The organism is Pseudarthrobacter sp. NPDC058196 (assembly GCF_042882685.1).
Lineage (GTDB): Bacteria > Actinomycetota > Actinomycetes > Actinomycetales > Micrococcaceae > Arthrobacter.
The window spans coordinates 37,483-52,082 of sequence record NZ_JBHVVN010000021.1 but is presented as its reverse complement, the minus strand read 5'-3'; the positions used below and the strand labels follow the sequence as shown (position 1 = coordinate 52,082).

At 65.9% G+C, this 14,600-nt stretch carries 16 protein-coding genes; 8 read left to right on the top strand and 8 right to left on the bottom strand.

The genetic code is table 11. From position 1 onward, the window contains the following. Positions 1–109 precede the first annotated feature (109 nt). A complete protein-coding gene (locus ACFVVC_RS21775; RefSeq protein WP_387458314.1) occupies positions 110–709 on the top strand; it encodes a DUF1992 domain-containing protein in 600 nt (199 codons plus the stop codon). Between the two features lie 35 nt (positions 710–744). Here the strand turns inward: ACFVVC_RS21775 and ACFVVC_RS21770 are convergent, their stop codons facing one another. Beyond that, on the bottom strand, positions 745–2,916 hold the full coding sequence (locus ACFVVC_RS21770; RefSeq protein ID WP_387458305.1) for a transglycosylase domain-containing protein: 2,172 nt from the start codon (positions 2,914–2,916) through the stop codon (positions 745–747). A 179-nt stretch (positions 2,917–3,095) separates the two neighbouring features. Here ACFVVC_RS21770 and ACFVVC_RS21765 point away from each other — a divergent pair, with 179 nt between their 5' ends. Further along, positions 3,096–3,722 carry a PadR family transcriptional regulator gene (locus tag ACFVVC_RS21765; RefSeq protein ID WP_387458302.1) on the top strand — a complete coding sequence of 209 codons (627 nt, stop codon included), beginning with the start codon at positions 3,096–3,098 and terminating at the stop codon, positions 3,720–3,722. Between the two features lie 80 nt (positions 3,723–3,802). Here the strand turns inward: ACFVVC_RS21765 and ACFVVC_RS21760 are convergent, their stop codons facing one another. After that, a complete protein-coding gene (locus tag ACFVVC_RS21760; RefSeq protein ID WP_387458299.1) occupies positions 3,803–5,152 on the bottom strand; it encodes an ammonium transporter in 1,350 nt (449 codons plus the stop codon). 324 nt (positions 5,153–5,476) lie between these two features. Continuing rightward, positions 5,477–6,271: a carbon-nitrogen hydrolase family protein gene (locus ACFVVC_RS21755; RefSeq protein WP_387458296.1), complete on the bottom strand. Its 795-nt coding sequence runs from the start codon at positions 6,269–6,271 to the stop codon at positions 5,477–5,479. Positions 6,272–6,303: 32 nt separating this feature from the next. On the opposite strand from ACFVVC_RS21755, the gene ACFVVC_RS21750 reads away from it, so the two are divergent. Continuing rightward, entirely contained in the window at positions 6,304–6,960 is a 657-nt protein-coding gene (locus ACFVVC_RS21750) for a GntR family transcriptional regulator (protein ID WP_387458293.1), read from the top strand. On the opposite strand, the gene ACFVVC_RS21745 is transcribed toward ACFVVC_RS21750, so the two are convergent. Then, on the bottom strand, positions 6,961–8,370 hold the full coding sequence (locus tag ACFVVC_RS21745) for an MFS transporter (protein WP_387458290.1): 1,410 nt from the start codon (positions 8,368–8,370) through the stop codon (positions 6,961–6,963). Positions 8,371–8,530: 160 nt separating this feature from the next. Here ACFVVC_RS21745 and ACFVVC_RS21740 point away from each other — a divergent pair, with 160 nt between their 5' ends. Further along, a complete protein-coding gene (locus ACFVVC_RS21740) occupies positions 8,531–9,217 on the top strand; it encodes a DUF2848 domain-containing protein (RefSeq protein ID WP_026264390.1) in 687 nt (228 codons plus the stop codon). Positions 9,218–9,299: 82 nt separating this feature from the next. Here the strand turns inward: ACFVVC_RS21740 and ACFVVC_RS21735 are convergent, their stop codons facing one another. Beyond that, entirely contained in the window at positions 9,300–9,536 is a 237-nt protein-coding gene (locus ACFVVC_RS21735; protein WP_387458287.1) for a DUF2630 family protein, read from the bottom strand. A gap of 87 nt (positions 9,537–9,623) precedes the next feature. Here ACFVVC_RS21735 and ACFVVC_RS21730 point away from each other — a divergent pair, with 87 nt between their 5' ends. Continuing rightward, a complete protein-coding gene (locus tag ACFVVC_RS21730) occupies positions 9,624–10,022 on the top strand; it encodes a hypothetical protein (protein WP_387458284.1) in 399 nt (132 codons plus the stop codon). A 9-nt stretch (positions 10,023–10,031) separates the two neighbouring features. Here ACFVVC_RS21730 and ACFVVC_RS21725 read toward each other — a convergent pair whose 3' ends face one another. The 3 genes from ACFVVC_RS21725 to ACFVVC_RS21715 all read right to left on the bottom strand — a co-directional run bounded on the left by ACFVVC_RS21725 (position 10,032) and on the right by ACFVVC_RS21715 (position 11,193). Beyond that, complete coding sequence (locus tag ACFVVC_RS21725; RefSeq protein ID WP_285248425.1) at positions 10,032–10,364, bottom strand: DUF202 domain-containing protein; 333 nt, start codon at positions 10,362–10,364, stop codon at positions 10,032–10,034. After that, positions 10,364–10,768, bottom strand: a complete 405-nt coding sequence (locus ACFVVC_RS21720) for a YidH family protein (RefSeq protein ID WP_387458281.1) — start codon at positions 10,766–10,768, stop codon at positions 10,364–10,366. Before ACFVVC_RS21720 ends, ACFVVC_RS21725 begins: the two co-directional genes overlap by 1 nt. A gap of 149 nt (positions 10,769–10,917) precedes the next feature. Further along, the gene (locus tag ACFVVC_RS21715) at positions 10,918–11,193 is read right to left on the bottom strand and encodes a hypothetical protein (RefSeq protein WP_387458316.1); all 276 of its coding nucleotides are present in this window, start codon (positions 11,191–11,193) and stop codon (positions 10,918–10,920) included. On the opposite strand from ACFVVC_RS21715, the gene ACFVVC_RS21710 reads away from it, so the two are divergent. The 3 genes from ACFVVC_RS21710 to ACFVVC_RS21700 all read left to right on the top strand — a co-directional run bounded on the left by ACFVVC_RS21710 (position 11,119) and on the right by ACFVVC_RS21700 (position 14,492). After that, a complete protein-coding gene (locus ACFVVC_RS21710; protein ID WP_387458312.1) occupies positions 11,119–12,069 on the top strand; it encodes an LLM class flavin-dependent oxidoreductase in 951 nt (316 codons plus the stop codon). The genes ACFVVC_RS21715 and ACFVVC_RS21710 overlap by 75 nt on opposite strands. Before the next feature lie 142 nt (positions 12,070–12,211). Continuing rightward, positions 12,212–13,309 carry a ferredoxin reductase gene (locus ACFVVC_RS21705; RefSeq protein ID WP_387458278.1) on the top strand — a complete coding sequence of 366 codons (1,098 nt, stop codon included), beginning with the start codon at positions 12,212–12,214 and terminating at the stop codon, positions 13,307–13,309. 13 nt (positions 13,310–13,322) lie between these two features. Beyond that, complete coding sequence (locus ACFVVC_RS21700; RefSeq protein ID WP_387458275.1) at positions 13,323–14,492, top strand: fatty acid desaturase family protein; 1,170 nt, start codon at positions 13,323–13,325, stop codon at positions 14,490–14,492. The last annotated feature ends 108 nt before the right edge of the window (positions 14,493–14,600 follow it).

Here is a 14,600-nt window from a genome sequence, read left to right as displayed (position 1 = left end):
GACGACGGCGGGACGTCCCGCCGTCGTCCGCCCACCCCGGGCGTTGAACGCACAGGCCGGCGCCGGAATACTGGAAGGCGGATCAACCTGGCGTAAGGCGGTGGCGGCAATGAGTGGCGGGGCAGCGGGTTTCCGCAAGCGACTTGAGCGGGCAGTCGAGCTGCGTTCATACCGCGGCGCCGGCATCAGCGCCGAGGAAGAAGCTGCGCTGGATGCCCTGGACGCGCAGGAGCGCGACAAACGCCGGAAGGTCAGCGACGCCGCCCGCGCGGAATACCTGGTCCGCGATGCCATGGCTCAGGGCAAGTTCGACAACCTCAAGTACGCAGGCAAGCCGATCCCCGGCCTCGGCGAATCCTATGATCCGGACTGGTGGGTCAAGGGACTGATCCAGCGGGAAAATATCAGCGGCCTGGGACCGGCGGCCATCCTGCTCCGCGCCGAGGACGCCGAACTCGACGCCACGCTCGACGCCCAATACACAGAGCGGCAGGTCCGTGACCACTTGGCGGACTTCAACAGGCGGGTCATCGACGCGCGCCGGCAACTGCAGGGCGGGCCGCCGGTCATTACCAAGCCGCGCGACGTGGAAGAGGAACTGGAGCGCTGGCGGAGCCGACGGGCAGCGCGCGCTGCGGACGTTCCCGCGGAGCCTGAGCCCGCGCGTTCCTGGTGGCAGCGGCTGTGGAAAGGGCAGGGCCAAGGCTAGCGCTTTTTGCGGCGCAGTCCGTTCCCGCGCCGCTATCAGGGCTTCGGTGTCGGATTTGCGCCGGTCATCGATGCGGGCGGCGGCGCGAACGGTGCGGCCGGATACAGCGCCGCCACCTTGAGCATGTAGTTGGCCCACTGCGGACCGGCAATCATGTAACCGTCCAGGCTGGGATAGAACGTGCCGTTGATAGTGACGTTCTGGCCGGCCCGCTTCTGGCCTCCCAGGGCATCCCCGAAGAAGGACGCGGTGACCAGGCCGGTGGTGTAGCCCACCACCCAGGTGGAGCCGTTATTGTTCGACGTGCCGGTCTTGGCCGCGGCAGGGAACCTGTCCTGCACCTTCGGGTTGATCCACACGCCGGAGCCCCGCTTCAAAACGTCCTGCAGCACCGAGTTCACACCGCGGGCCACGTCCGGTTTGACGGCGTCATGGCAGTCCGGGGCCTGTACGGGAAGGTTCGCGCCCGCGGCATCACGGACCTCCACCAAGGCGATGGGCGAGCAGTAGCGGCCCTCGGTGGCGAAGGTCGCAAAGGCGTTCGCAAGGGTCAGGGGCGCGACTCCGGTGCCGCCCAGCAGGTTGCCCAGTTGGTGCATGTTGACCGGCGCGCTGTCCAGCCCGCTGTGCAGGCCCACCGAGTCCACCATCTTCTGGATGCCACAGAAATCGAGCTGTGCTGCCGAGGCAAACGTGGCGGTATTGATCGAGTTGTACAGGCCGTAATTAACTGGCATAGGCCGGTAGAAGCCGTCTTCGGCATTCTGCAGGTCGTCGGCCGCGCCAAGCGTGGGATTGTTTTGCGCTGTGTCATAGGCGCCCAGCACTTTGCCGCAGCTGTCCTTCCACGGAAAGTCGAGGGGATAGACCCGGCGTGACGCGTCCACCACCGCCGTGAGGGCCTTCCCCTCGTTCAGCCACTCGGCAAACGTGAACGGCTTCATGGTGGACCCCGGCTGGAACCCGCCCGCCCCGTTGAGGTCATTGCCCCGCGCGTCCCTGGCATCCACGTTGAAATTCAGGTTCGTGTCGAACTTGCCGGGTTGTGGAAGGAATACGGTGTTCTGGGCCATCGCCAGGATCTTGCCGGTGCCGGGCTGGATGGTTACCAGGGATGCCGCCCAGCGGTCCGGATTGGCGCCCGCAGTACCGTCCACCTGTGACTGGGCTGCGGCCTGGAGGCGGCTGTCCAAAGTGGTCACGATCGTGAGTCCGCCCCGGTACAGCCGCCGCTCCCGTTCGGCCCCGCCTTGCCCGAACGCGGGATTGTTCAGGATCAGGTGGGAAACGTAATCGCAGAAATACGGCGCCATGGCGGCATTGGCGCACCCCTGTTCCTGGGGCGTGATCTTCAATTCGATGGGAGCGGCCACGGCCTCGTCATGCTGGGCCCGGGTGATCTTGCGCAGGCGCAGCATTTCGGACAGGACCTGGTTCCGGCGCACGGCCGAGTTGTCCGGATGGGAGGCCGGATTGTAGAACGTGGGGCTGTTCACCAACCCGGCCAGCAGGGCTGCCTGCGGCAGGGTGAGGTCCTTTGCCGTGGTGCTGAAGAAGTAGCGGGCCGCCGCCTCGATCCCGTAGGCGTTGCTGCTGAAGAAAACGATGTTCAGGTAGCCCTCAAGGATCTGGTCCTTGGTGTACTTCTTCTCGAGGGCGATGGCCAGCTTCATCTCCCGCAGTTTGTCCCCGAGGTTCTTCTGTCCGCTCAGGACCACCGCATCCGGCCTGTCCTGTGAAAGCTGCGCTTCATTGAGGACGTTCGTAACGTATTGCTGGGTGATGGTTGACGCCCCTTGCTCGCCGCCTTTGGTCAGGTTGGAAAACAGTGCGCGGAGGATGCCCTGCGGATCCACCCCGGCATGCTCGTAGAACCTGCTGTCCTCGATCGAAATAATGGCGTCCCTGATAAAGGGTGACATCTGGTCCAGCGGCACCCGTACGCGGTTCTCCGCGTAGAGGGTAGCGATCGGCTGGCCGTCGGCGGTCAGGACTTTGGTGGCTTGCGACGGCGGCTGCACCGTCAGTTCCGCGGGCAGGCTGTCAAAGAATCCAATGGAAGAGCTGACGCCGAGGCCCGCGGCTGCCACCGCCGGAACCACCAGGCTGGCAACCAGTACGCCACACAGGATGCTGGCTGCAAAAAACCCCAGGAGCCGTCCCATGGCTGCGCCGATTCCGTGCCTGCGCTTCCGCTTCCTCGCCATTCCTCAGCCCTCGTGCTCCAAGGTGTGAACAGGATACGCCGCCGGCCAACGGCGTACCAGATGAGTGAAGGTCAGGATTTAGTCACGGCAGGAGTCTTGACCAGCGATAGTTAACGACATATCGTTAACTATCGCTGAATCAATCAGCGAGTTACCTGTATTGAAAGGACGATGCCGCTATGAAAGGCATATTCGACGACAAGCACCCCGGCCCGGAATTCGCTAAAGGCCGCTTCGAGCGGGGGAGGGCCCACAGGGGCCCGCACGGGCACCGGGGGCCAGGGTTTGGGCCCGGCTTCGGTCCTGGTTTTGGACCTGGTTTTGGACCGGGCTTTGGTCCTGGGTTCGGTCCCGGTTTTGGCCGTGGCGGCCGGCGCGCCAGCCGGGGGGATGTCCGCGCGGCCATCCTCTCCCTCTTGGCCGAGGCGCCCTCCAACGGTTACGGGCTGATTAAGACCATTGCCACGAAGACCGGAGGCATGTGGCGCCCCAGCCCCGGATCGATCTACCCCACCCTCCAGCAGTTGGTGGATGAAGGCCTGATCAAGGCGCTCAGTGAGGGCCGGGGAACAGAGTTCGCGCTCACCGACGACGGCAAGGCCTATGTGGCAGAGCATGCAGAGGAGATGGAAAATGCCTGGAACGCAGAGCCCGACAGCGCAGACCGGGACTTCCACCAGAGCATTGGGAAGCTGATGGGGGCCATCCATCAATTCCGTACGGGTGTTACCGAGGAACAGCGCGCTGCAGCCGTCGAAAAGATGGATGAAACGCGCCGGGCCCTCTACAAGATCCTTGCTGACTAGGCGCTCCGGGCGGTCCGGGCCGGCCGGCGCCGGTTCCGCCCGGACACAAACTCCGGGAATGGGGTTCCTGCGCGGGGGAGCTACGCGAAGGCGTCTTCCTTGGCAGGTACCTCTTCCTTGGCGGGCACCTTGGCCTTGGCCGGTGCCGCGGCGGCGTGGGCAGCATGGTGGGTCAGCATGTGGCTCAGAGTGCTGAAGCCGGAGCCCATCTCCCCGAACGCGTAGGCGGTTTCCGCATGCTCGGACAGGTCCACGCCGGCGGTCTCAGCCTCATGGCTGACACGGAACCCGACCGTCTTGTTGATGACCAGGCCAATGATTGCCGTTCCGAAGCCTGAGAGCAGCAGGGTGACGACGACGGCGGCCGCCTGGGCCACCAGCTGCTGGACGCCTCCGCCGTAGAAGAGTCCGCCGCCCTGGCCGTCTACGGGCAGGGCAATGAATCCCAGCGCCAGGGTGCCGATGAGGCCTGCGCCCAGGTGGACTCCCACCACGTCCAGGGAGTCATCGAGGCCAAAGCGGTACTTGAGGTCCACGAACACGCAGCAGGCGACCCCGGCAACCAGGCCCAGGCCTACGGCAGCGAGCGGGCTGATGTTCGCGCAGGACGGCGTGATGGCTACCAGGCCGGCAACCACGCCGGAGGCGGCACCCAGGGAAGTCGGGTGCCCGTGCCGGACCTTCTCGGTCACCAGCCAGCTCAGCATCGCCGCGGCGGGGGCTATCAGGGTGTTGACCCAGATCAGCCCGGCCTGCTCCACGCTGGTTGCGGCGCCGCCATTGAAGCCAAACCAGCCGAACCACAGGATAGCTGCGCCCAGCATGATGAACGGGATGTTGTGCGGGCGGTGGTTGGGGTCCTTCGCGAAGCCGTGCCGCTGGCCCACGATGATGGCGAGCACCAGGGCAGCGGTGCCAGAGCTGATTTCCACCACAGCGCCGCCGGCGAAGTCGATGATCTGGCCGAAGATTGCCGTGACGGCGCCGCCTGCACTCATCAGGCCGCCGCCCCAGATCATGTAGGCGAGGGGGCAGTAGATCACCGTGATCCAGACGGGCACGAAGAGGGCCCAGGCACTGAATTTGGCGCGGTCGGCGATGGCACCGCTGATCAAAGCCACGGTGATGATGGCGAAGGTGGCGCTGTATCCGGCCTTGAGGAGGTCCGGAGACCCAATAAGGTTCTGCAGGCCGAAGCTGGTGAAGGGATTGCCGAAGATTCCCAGCACGCCGTCGCCGGTGGTCATGGAGTAACCCCACAGGACCCAGACCACGCCCACGATGCCGGCGGAAATGAAGCTCATCATGATCATGTTCAGGGCGGCCTTGGCGCGGGTCATGCCGCCGTAGAAGAGGCCAAGGCCAGGAGTCATCAGCAGTACCATCGCGGCTGAAATCATCAGCCAGACGTGTTGGGCAGTGATTTCCACCGGTGGGTCCCTTCGCAGCGTGAACGTTGTGCGGGGCCCTTTTGGCCCCGTGGCATTTCCCCCGCGGTCTATTTTTCGTGCCGCGTGTTTCAGCCAGTGCCGCTTAAAGTTGCGGCTGCGTTACACAAATCGCTCCTGCGTGAAGTTCACGTATCAGCCATGTTTCGGGAATGTAAACGCGCCCCCACCGTGACGGTTCCTCCTGGTTGCCGGCCCCCGCGATACTGCGGAATTCGCGGGGGTTCCGGCTGTTCCAGGGGTGAGAACCCGCCGTCGTGCGTCTTTCGCCTTATGTTTCCGCGCCGTGAACGGCGATTCGCCCGTTCAGAAGCGGCGGGCGTTGGCCAGGACCGGCAGTGTGGCGCGCACGGAGTCCACGGACGCCGGATCGATGTCGACGACGGCGAGTTCAGGCTTTCCGCCGAGTGACACCAGGGCGGTCCCCAGGGGTGTGACAACGGCGCTGTGCCCGATTCCGGTGGGCGCCGCACCTGCGGGGCCTGCGCCGACGGTTTCAGGATCGCCTTGGGCGCACGCAACCACAAACGTGGTGCTGTCCAGCGCCCGGGCCCGCACCAGCAGGTCCCACTGCTCGGCCTTGCCCTCACCGGCTCCCCAGGACGCGCACACGATGTTTACGTGTGCTCCTGCGTTGGCGTTGGCCGTGAACAGTGCCGGGAAGCGGACGTCGTAGCAGGTGGCAAGTCCGAACACGGTGCCGTCGAGCTCGAACGTTACCGGCGCCTCACCGGCGTCCACCGTCTTGGACTCGGTGAAGCCGAATGCGTCAAAGAGGTGGACCTTGTCGTAGGACGCTTCCACACCGGGGCCGGTGACCAGCAGCGTGTTGCGGACGCGCCCTTCCGCTCCAGGGGTGAACATGCCTGCCACGATGGTGATGTCCAGGTCTTTGGCGACGCGGCGCACCTCGCTTGCCCAGGGGCCGTCGAGCGGTTCGGCAATATCTTTCAGTGAGTGGCCGAAGGCCCGCATGGCTGCCTCCGGAAAGACCACCAGCCGCGCGCCGGCATTCTTGGCCTGGGCCGCGTAGTCCCTGATGATGCCGAGGTTGGCCGCGGTGTCGGCGCTGCTGATGATTTGGGCGATGGCGATGCGCATGGAAGATCTCCGATCTGTTGTATACATAATGTATGGTAAAAATTTCGGGTTCGGCCGCCTCGGGCCGCGAAAAGGCGTACGCCTACCTGCGCGAGAACGTCCTGACCGACCCGGAACTGCAAGGCCGCTTCCTCAACGAGCAGGAGCTTGCGGCTGACATCGGGGTGTCCCGCACTCCGGTCCGCGAGGCGCTGTTGTTGCTGGTCTCCGACGGGCTGGTGGAACTCATTCCGCAACGGGGCGCCTACGTTCCCGTCGTCACCGGCCGGGAGATCTCCGAGCTGATGGAACTTCGCGGCGTGCTGGAAAGCCATGCCGCCAAGCTTGTCATTGACGAACACCGGGTGCCCGCCAGGCAAATGCAGGACACCCTGCAGCAGCAGTCGCAGATTCCGAACAACAATTACGCGGACGACGCCCGCGAATTCATCCGCCTGGACACGCTCTTCCATCAGCAGCTCATCGACGCCGCCGGCAACGAACTCATTTCACGAACGTACAGCAAGCTCCATGTGCGCCAGATCCTGGTGGGCGTTGCCGCGCTGTTCCGCACCGGAGGCAGGCGCCAGGCGGTATGCGCCGAACACCAGGACATCCTCGATGCCCTGGTGGCCGGCGATTCCGCCCGTGCCAAGGAGGCTATCGACCATCACCTCGCGGTGACGCGGGACATCCTCCTGCGGACCTGATCACCGGGCTTCGCCCGCGCCGGACACGCGCGCCGCTTCGCCGTCCGCCCGGGACCCGGCATTGCCTTCCAGCAGCAGGCGGTAGTCCTGGTCCTCCACAGTGTTGTTGTCCCGGCCCAGGGCGAGGCCCACGAGGGTCACGGCCGCTGCGACCGCCACGTAGACCGCCACTGGAATCCAGGTGCCGAACTGCGAAAGCAGGAGGGTGAACATCAGTGGTGCGATGGCCCCGCCGATGACGCCTGCGAAGGTGTAGGCGAGTGAGCTGCCCGTGGACCGCAGCCGCGGAGAGAACTGCTCCACGATGAAGGCTGCCTGCGGCCCGTACATAAAGGAGTGCGCCGCCAGCCCCAGGACGATGCCGACGATCAACATCGGCTCGTTGTTGCCGCCCAGGACACCAAAGAAGACGAAGGTCCAGACGGCGCCCACCACTGCACCCACGCCATAGACCAGCCGCCGGTTGAAGCGGTCCGAGACTGCGCCCGCCAGGGGAATCATGAACAGCTGGAAGGCCGAGCCGACCAGGACGGCGGTGAGCACCTGGTTCCGTTCGTAGCCGAGCGCCTGGATGCCGTAGGTAAGGGTGAAGACAGTGAACAGCGCGTACAACACATCCGGTCCTACACGGCACAGGATGGCGGCGATCAGCGGCCGGAGTTCCGTGCTGAACACTTCCCGGATGGGTGCGGCGGGCTGCTCTCCATGGGCCTCGATCGCCTTGAAGATGGGGGTGTCCTCCAGCTTGAGCCGGATCCACAGGCCGAAGCCGACCAGGAGCGCGGAGACCAGGAATGCGATGCGCCAGCCAAAGCTGATGAACTGCTCTTCGGTGAGCATCAGGGTCAGGACCGCCAGCGCGCCGTTGGCCAGCAAATTCCCGGCGGGCGGACCCACCTGCGCGGCCGAGGCCCAAAAACCCCGCCGCTGCGGGTCGCCGTATTCGCTGGAGAGCAGCACTGCGCCGCCCCATTCGCCGCCCACGCCCACGCCCTGGGCGAAGCGCAGGAGCACCAGGAGGATCGGGGCGGCAATGCCGATGCTGCCGTAGCCGGGAAGGACGCCGATCAGCACCGTGGCCACGCCGATGATCATCAAGGTGGTGACCAGGACTTTCTTGCGTCCGATCCGGTCGCCGAGCCGGCCGAAGACCACGCCGCCCACGGGTCGTGACACGTAGCCCACCGCGTAGGTGGAGAAGGCCAGGACGGTGCCGGTCAGGGGGTCCGAGGACGGGAAGAAAACGATGGGAAACACGACTGCCGCGGCGGCCGAATAGACGGCGAAGTCGTACCACTCCAGGGCCGTGCCGGTCAGGCTCGCCGCAAACGCCTTGATCAGGCCCTTGGGATGGATCGGCGGGCCCGGGTGTGCCGCTGCGCCCGCAGCCGAAACCGGAGAATTGCTCATTGTGTCCTCCACAGTGGATTTTTTGGGGTGACGCCTGTCACGCTGGCGTTAAATGTATACATTACGCATACTGGATGTACATTGGCGACTGTTTACGGTTTCCGGTTTGTTAATTTTCCCGCGGTGCACCGGCTCCGCGGCCTTCGAAAAGGACGGCACCATGACGGCTCTCAGCTTTGAACTTCCCGACGGCAGCATCAAGAACGTGCAGGTCCGGCATCTCCTCAACGCCGGCTACGCAGGGCGTGAGCAGGATGAGGTGCAGGCCCACATCGCAGAGCTGGCCGAGCTTGGCGTCCCCGGCCCCACCACCACTCCGGCGATGTACCCCGTCTCGCCCTATCTCGCGCAGCAGGTATCCGAGGTCCGGGTCCAGCATGGACGAACGTCCGGCGAGGCGGAATGGGCGCTGGTCATCACCGACGACGGCGTCCTGCTCACCGTCGCCTGCGACCACACGGACCGTGAGCTCGAAGTGCACGGTGTGGCGTGGAGCAAGAACGCCAGCCCTGACGTCCTGGGCCGCAAGGCATGGCGGCTTGACGATGTGCGGGACCACCTGGACCGCATCACGTTGCGCGGCTGGGTAGGGGAGGGGGAGACCCCGGACACCCTCATCCAGGACAGTTCCCTCGAGGCCCTGCTGACCCCTGACTACTGGCTGGAGGTGCTGGCTGCGCGCGGGCTCAACCAGCCGGGCACCGTGCTGATTTCCGGCACTGTGGCGATGACGGGCGGCGTCAACCAGTTCGCCCGCAGCTGGAAGGTGGAGATGGCGGATCCGGAGACGGGAGAATCGCTGGACGTGCAGTACGTCGTGGAGCAAATGCCGCAGCCCATCGGCTAAGCGCTCCAGCAGGCTGCGTTCAGGGCATAAAGAAAGGTTCCGCCGCCCCAACCGGGCGGCGGAACCCGTCCATGCCGCAAGGCTACTGCCGGTAGCCCTCCACTTCCCTGATGGGGCGGGCCTGGGCCTCGTTGGGATTTTCGCCGGAGTCCTTTTTGGCCCGCCGTTGTCGCAGCAGGTCCCAGTATTGGTCCAGGCTTTCTTCCACGTACTTCAGGCGTGCCTGGTCCGGCGCCCGGCCTCCAGTGGACCCCTCGCGCAGCGCATGCTCCTCTTCCACGAGGGCCTGGATGTGCGTCAAAATATCCTGATCATTCATTGCGCTTCCCCTCACTCCGGTCCGGTCACCTTCAGCGTACGTAGCTGGTGCTGAAGCCACCAGTCCCCGCGCTGTACCATCGATTTCATGCCCACTGCGCTCGATATGGCAGGTCCCATCCTGGAAGTGCTGACCTGGTTGTGCCTGCCCGCCGGACTGGGACTGCTGATCTACACCGGGGTCCTCCGCCGCTTCGTCCACCCCTGGGACGTGGCCGAAGCCGTGGTGTATTCGGACTCCACCGGCGTAGGTTTCCGCTGGTACGACCGGAAGCACCAGGTGCACAACGCCCCCATGTCCCCGTACGACATCAGGGACATGGCCGTGGGAGACACGTTGCCCGTCTACTACCACCCCAAACGCCCCACCCAGTGGCAGGCCACCGCGCCGGAAGAGGCGGGCAGGACGGCGTCGGTCCTTGGCCGCTGCCTGACGGCCATCGGCACCGTGGCATTGTTGGGCGGCTTCGTCCTGCCGATGTTCTAGCCTCCGCCGCTAACCCGCCGCCACCACCACAATGCCCAGGGCGCCCAGGACGACGCCCGCGACCGCGGTCCAGAGCACGGCCGAAAGGTCCGCTTCGATACTCTCCCCGGCCAGGCCGTGGGACCTCGCCCGGTAGCGGCGGCGCTGGGTGAGGTAGATGGCCAGGGCGGCGCCCCCGGACACTGCCGGGAGCATCAGGATGGGTGGCCCGTAGGTGGGAAGCCAGCGCAGGAAGAAGGCGCTTGCCGTCACCAGCGCCAACATGGTCCGGCCCCAGGCGAGCGCCGTCCGTTCGGGTTGGAGGCCCGGATCGCCGTGCGGCCGGGGTGCGCCGGATGCCATCAGCGCAGAAGGATAAAAACCAGGACGACGGCGGCCGCCAGGGCGCCTGCCCCGGCCAGCAGGGGGACGAAGAAGGGCAGCGGAAGCGGTGCTTTGTTGCGCATGCTCCGCTCCACGCGAAGCCACCGCACTGCGGCGCCACCGCTCAGCATCATGCCCATCAGGAGCAGGATGATGGCCAGCCCTTTGCGGACCGGCTCGATGAAGAGGCCTGATGTAAAGGCCTCGATGGCAATGCCACCGGCCAGCAGCGCAAGGGAGGTGCGGATCCACGCGAGGAAGGTGCGTTCGTTCGCGAGCGTGAATCGCGGGTCCGGTTCCTCGCCGCCGGGCAACAGCCGTTCGGCGAGCCGTCCGCGCGGCGACGGGGCGGCTGGGCCCGGCGTCTGCTCACTGTTGGTCACGGGCCCAGTGTAGCCGCGCCGGCGAAGTACGGTGTCCGGTCAGGCCGCCCTGCGCCCGCGAACTCGGGGTATCCCCACCGGGACAGGCCCAGCCCACCGGTCCGGACGGAAACCGTCGAACGCCATCCCCCAAGTGAGGGAACCGGCCACTAAGCGGCGGCCAGGATGAACAGCTCGATCGTCTTGAAGATGCTGGCGGTTTCTTCCGGAACATCCACGCAGCCATCATGCCGGCAGGGAATGCAGGCGGTTGCCGGACGGTTGGGGCAGGTATGGAACGCATTGGATTTCTTTCCTTCGGACACTGGGGGCCCGGCCAGGGTTCCCGCACCAGGACGGCGGCCGACGCCCTGCTCCAAGGGATTGATCTTGCGGTAGCTGCCGAAGAACTCGGCATTGACGGCGCGTTTTTCCGCGTCCATCATTTCGCCCGCCAGCAGGCCTCTCCCTTCCCGCTTCTTTCGGCCATTGCGGCGCGCACCAGCCGCCTGGAAATCGGCACGGGCGTCATTGACATGCGCTACGAGAATCCGCTGTACATGGCGGAGGAAGCGGCTGCCGCCGACCTGATCAGCGGCGGCAGGCTGCAGCTGGGAATCAGCCGCGGCTCACCCGAACCTGCCCGGGACGGCGCGTCGGCTTTCGGGTACCGGCCGCAGCCCGGGGAGACCGACGCGGACATGGCCCGGCGCCATACGGCCGCCTTCCGCCAGGCCATTACCGGTGCGGGCGTTGCCCAGGCAGACCCCCGGTACGCCGGCGGCGCCACCGGACTCCTGCCCGTCCAGCCCCAGTCACCGGGTTTGGCGGACCGGATCTGGTGGGGTGCCGGCAGCCGGAAAACCGCGGTGTGGGCGGCTGAACTCGGCATGAACCTGATGAGCTCCACCCTGCTCACCGAGGACACCGGCGTTCCGTTCCATGAACTCCAGTCCGAACAGATCCGGCTGTTCAGGGAGGCGTGGGCCGCGGCAGGACATGCTCGCACCCCACGGGTGTCGGTCAGCCGCAGCGTCCTTCCCATCGTGGATGACGAGGACAACTACTACTTCGCCGGCAGCGCGCTCCGGGATGGCCGCGACCAGGTGGGCGTAATTGACGGCTTCACCGCAAGGTTCGGCAAGAGCTATGTTGGCGCGCCCGATCTTTTGGCGGAGCAGTTGGCGGCAGACACCGCGGTGCAGGCGGCTGATACGCTGCTGCTGACCATCCCCAACCAGCTCGGCGTGGAGTTCAACGCCAAGCTCCTGGGCACCATCGCTGAACACGTCGCGCCTGCCCTGGGATGGAGCCGCCGCTGAAGCCGGGGAACTTTCGGTGTGACCCAACCGTTACTCTTAAAGAGCGTGGTGGGGGCTTCGCGCCCCTACTACTGTGTGACTGCGGAACGGTCATATGACGGAGAGAGAGAAATATGGCTCACACCGCCTTAGGCTTGATCGCATGATCCGGCTACGACAGCTGGCCCAGGCGGCCTCTGTGCTGACCACGCCTCTGGCGCCAGAGGACATCCTGTCCCTGTTCAACCCTGTTTACTCGGCCCGGCAGCTCCGGGGCGTCGTGACGCGCGTGGTCCAGGAGACGGCCCAGTCAGCCACGATCTTTTTCCGTCCCGGGCGCGGCTGGAAGGCGCACCTTGCCGGGCAGTGGGCGCGCATCGGCGTCGAACTCGACGGCGTGCGCCACTGGCGTTCCTACTCCCTCAGTGCCCCGGCCGGGAAGGACCCCGCCATCACCGTTACGGATGTCGGAGCTGTGTCCGGCACCCTGGTCCGCACCACCCGGCCGGGCGATGTCTTGTTCCTCGCTCCGCCGCAGGGTGATTTCGTTCTTCCTGAGCACCCCCGGCCCCTGCTCATGGTCACGGCCGGCAGCGGCATCACTCCGGTGATGTCCATGATCCGTACCCTTGTCCCGCGGCGGCCTGATGCCGACGTCGTCCTGGTCCATTCCGCCCGCACCCCGGGTGACAGCCTGTTCCGCGAGGAACTGGCCGAACTGGCGGACCAGTTCCCCAACTTCCGGCTGGCGCACTGGTACACGGGCGAACAGGGCCGGATGGACTTTTCCAGCACCCGTGAGCTGGACGAGATCTGCCCCGACTGGAAGGAACGGTCAGCCTACGCCTGCGGCCCGGACAGCTTCCTTGACGACGCCGAAGCCCTCTGGAAGCGGGCCGCCCTGACCACCCGCGCGCCAGGGACGGACGTCGCAGTGGCCGGAGACGCCGGCAACCTCATGATCGAACGCTTCAACACCACGTTCAACGCCGGTGTAGGGCATGACGGCGGCCTGGTCACCTTTGAGGCGTCCGACCGTGAGGTACAGGCCGACGGCGACACCCCCATCCTGGACATCGGCGAGGACGCCGGGGTCCTGATGCCCAGCGGGTGCCGGATGGGTATCTGCCACAGCTGCCTCACCCCCCTCCTCGCCGGCCAGGTCCGCGACCTCCGCACCGGGGAAGTCCATGGCGAACCCGGTGAACTTATCCAAACGTGTGTCTCGGCAGCCGCCGGACCCGTCAACCTCGAAATCTGAGGAGCACCACCGTATGTCTGTAATCTCACCCGCCAAGGCCACGGCCACGGGCAGCTCAAGAACGCGCCCCGGAAAGCTCGCAGAATCCGGCAGCCCCACGGTACGGCCCCCGGCGGCAGCGCACCTCAGCGACGAACAAGTAGCGGAGCTGGGCCGCGAGCTCGACGCCATCCGGGACGAGATCCTGGGCAAGCGCGGCGCGGAAGACGCCGCCTACATCCGCCGGATGATCAAGATCCAGCGCGGGCTTGAAATCTCCGGCCGTGCCGCCCTGCTGGTCAGCAAGAACAAAGCTGCCTGGGTAACCGGCACCACCCTCCTGAGCCTGGCCAAGATCCTGGAAAACATGGAACTCGGCCACAACATCCTGCACGGCCAGTGGGACTGGATGCGGGACCCGGACATCCACTCCACCACCTGGGAATGGGACTTCGTCACGCCCTCGCGTTCCTGGCAGCACACGCACAACGACCTCCACCACCGCTGGACCAACGTGGTGGGCAAGGACAACGACGTCGGATACAACCTCCTCCGGATGGACGAGAACCAGCCGTGGAAGCCGATCAACCTGGCCAACCCGCTGTTCAATGCGATCCTTGCTCCGGTGTTCGAGTGGGGCATTGCCATCTACGACCTCGAGCTGACCGAGTACAAGGAAGGCACCAAGTCCAAGGAGGCCCTGCTCAAGGACCTCAAGGCCCTCGGCCGCAAGGTGATCACCCAGTTCACCAAGGACTACGCCGCCACCCCTGCCTTGGCCATGCTCACCGGCTCCGCGAAGCAGGCGCTGTTCGGCACCATTGCCGCCAACGCCGTCCGCAACGTATGGGCCCACGCCGTCATCTTCTGCGGCCACTTCCCGGAAGGCACCGACACCTTCACCGAAGAAATGGTGGAAGGGGAAACGCGGGGCGACTGGTACGTGCGCCAGATGATCGGCTCCGCCAACATCTCGGGGTCCAGGTTCATGCACCTCATGACCGGCAACCTGTCGCACCAGATCGAGCACCACCTCTTCCCGGACCTGCCCTCCAACCGGTACGCAGAGGTGGCCCCCAGGGTCCGCGAGATCTGCCAGCGCTACGGCCTGAAGTACACCACCGGTCCGCTGCTCAAGCAGGTGGGTTCGTCCTGGGCGAAGGTATTCAAGCTGGCGCTCCCCGGCAAGGCTGCCCGGGCCTAAAGGCCACAAGGAAAAACGCAGGACGTGGGGCGGGCGGGGGTCTCCGGCCGGGCCCCCGCCCCGTGGGCCCGACCCCCGGGGGTGGGGGGCCCCGAGCCAGGGGTGCAG

Excerpts from the sequence above, each read along its gene's own strand:
- ACFVVC_RS21775 (WP_387458314.1), top strand. The coding sequence starts at position 110 with ATGAGTGGCGGGGCAGCGGGTTTCCGCAAGCGACTTGAGCGGGCAGTC.
- ACFVVC_RS21770 (WP_387458305.1), bottom strand. The coding sequence starts at position 2,916 with ATGGCGAGGAAGCGGAAGCGCAGGCACGGAATCGGCGCAGCCATGGGA.
- ACFVVC_RS21765 (WP_387458302.1), top strand. The coding sequence starts at position 3,096 with ATGAAAGGCATATTCGACGACAAGCACCCCGGCCCGGAATTCGCTAAA.
- ACFVVC_RS21755 (WP_387458296.1), bottom strand. The coding sequence starts at position 6,271 with ATGCGCATCGCCATCGCCCAAATCATCAGCAGCGCCGACACCGCGGCC.
- ACFVVC_RS21750 (WP_387458293.1), top strand. The coding sequence starts at position 6,304 with ATGGTAAAAATTTCGGGTTCGGCCGCCTCGGGCCGCGAAAAGGCGTAC.
- ACFVVC_RS21745 (WP_387458290.1), bottom strand. The coding sequence starts at position 8,370 with ATGAGCAATTCTCCGGTTTCGGCTGCGGGCGCAGCGGCACACCCGGGC.
- ACFVVC_RS21740 (WP_026264390.1), top strand. The coding sequence starts at position 8,531 with ATGACGGCTCTCAGCTTTGAACTTCCCGACGGCAGCATCAAGAACGTG.
- ACFVVC_RS21735 (WP_387458287.1), bottom strand. The coding sequence starts at position 9,536 with ATGAATGATCAGGATATTTTGACGCACATCCAGGCCCTCGTGGAAGAG.
- ACFVVC_RS21730 (WP_387458284.1), top strand. The coding sequence starts at position 9,624 with ATGCCCACTGCGCTCGATATGGCAGGTCCCATCCTGGAAGTGCTGACC.
- ACFVVC_RS21725 (WP_285248425.1), bottom strand. The coding sequence starts at position 10,364 with ATGGCATCCGGCGCACCCCGGCCGCACGGCGATCCGGGCCTCCAACCC.
- ACFVVC_RS21715 (WP_387458316.1), bottom strand. The coding sequence starts at position 11,193 with ATGATGGACGCGGAAAAACGCGCCGTCAATGCCGAGTTCTTCGGCAGC.
- ACFVVC_RS21705 (WP_387458278.1), top strand. The coding sequence starts at position 12,212 with ATGATCCGGCTACGACAGCTGGCCCAGGCGGCCTCTGTGCTGACCACG.
- ACFVVC_RS21700 (WP_387458275.1), top strand. The coding sequence starts at position 13,323 with ATGTCTGTAATCTCACCCGCCAAGGCCACGGCCACGGGCAGCTCAAGA.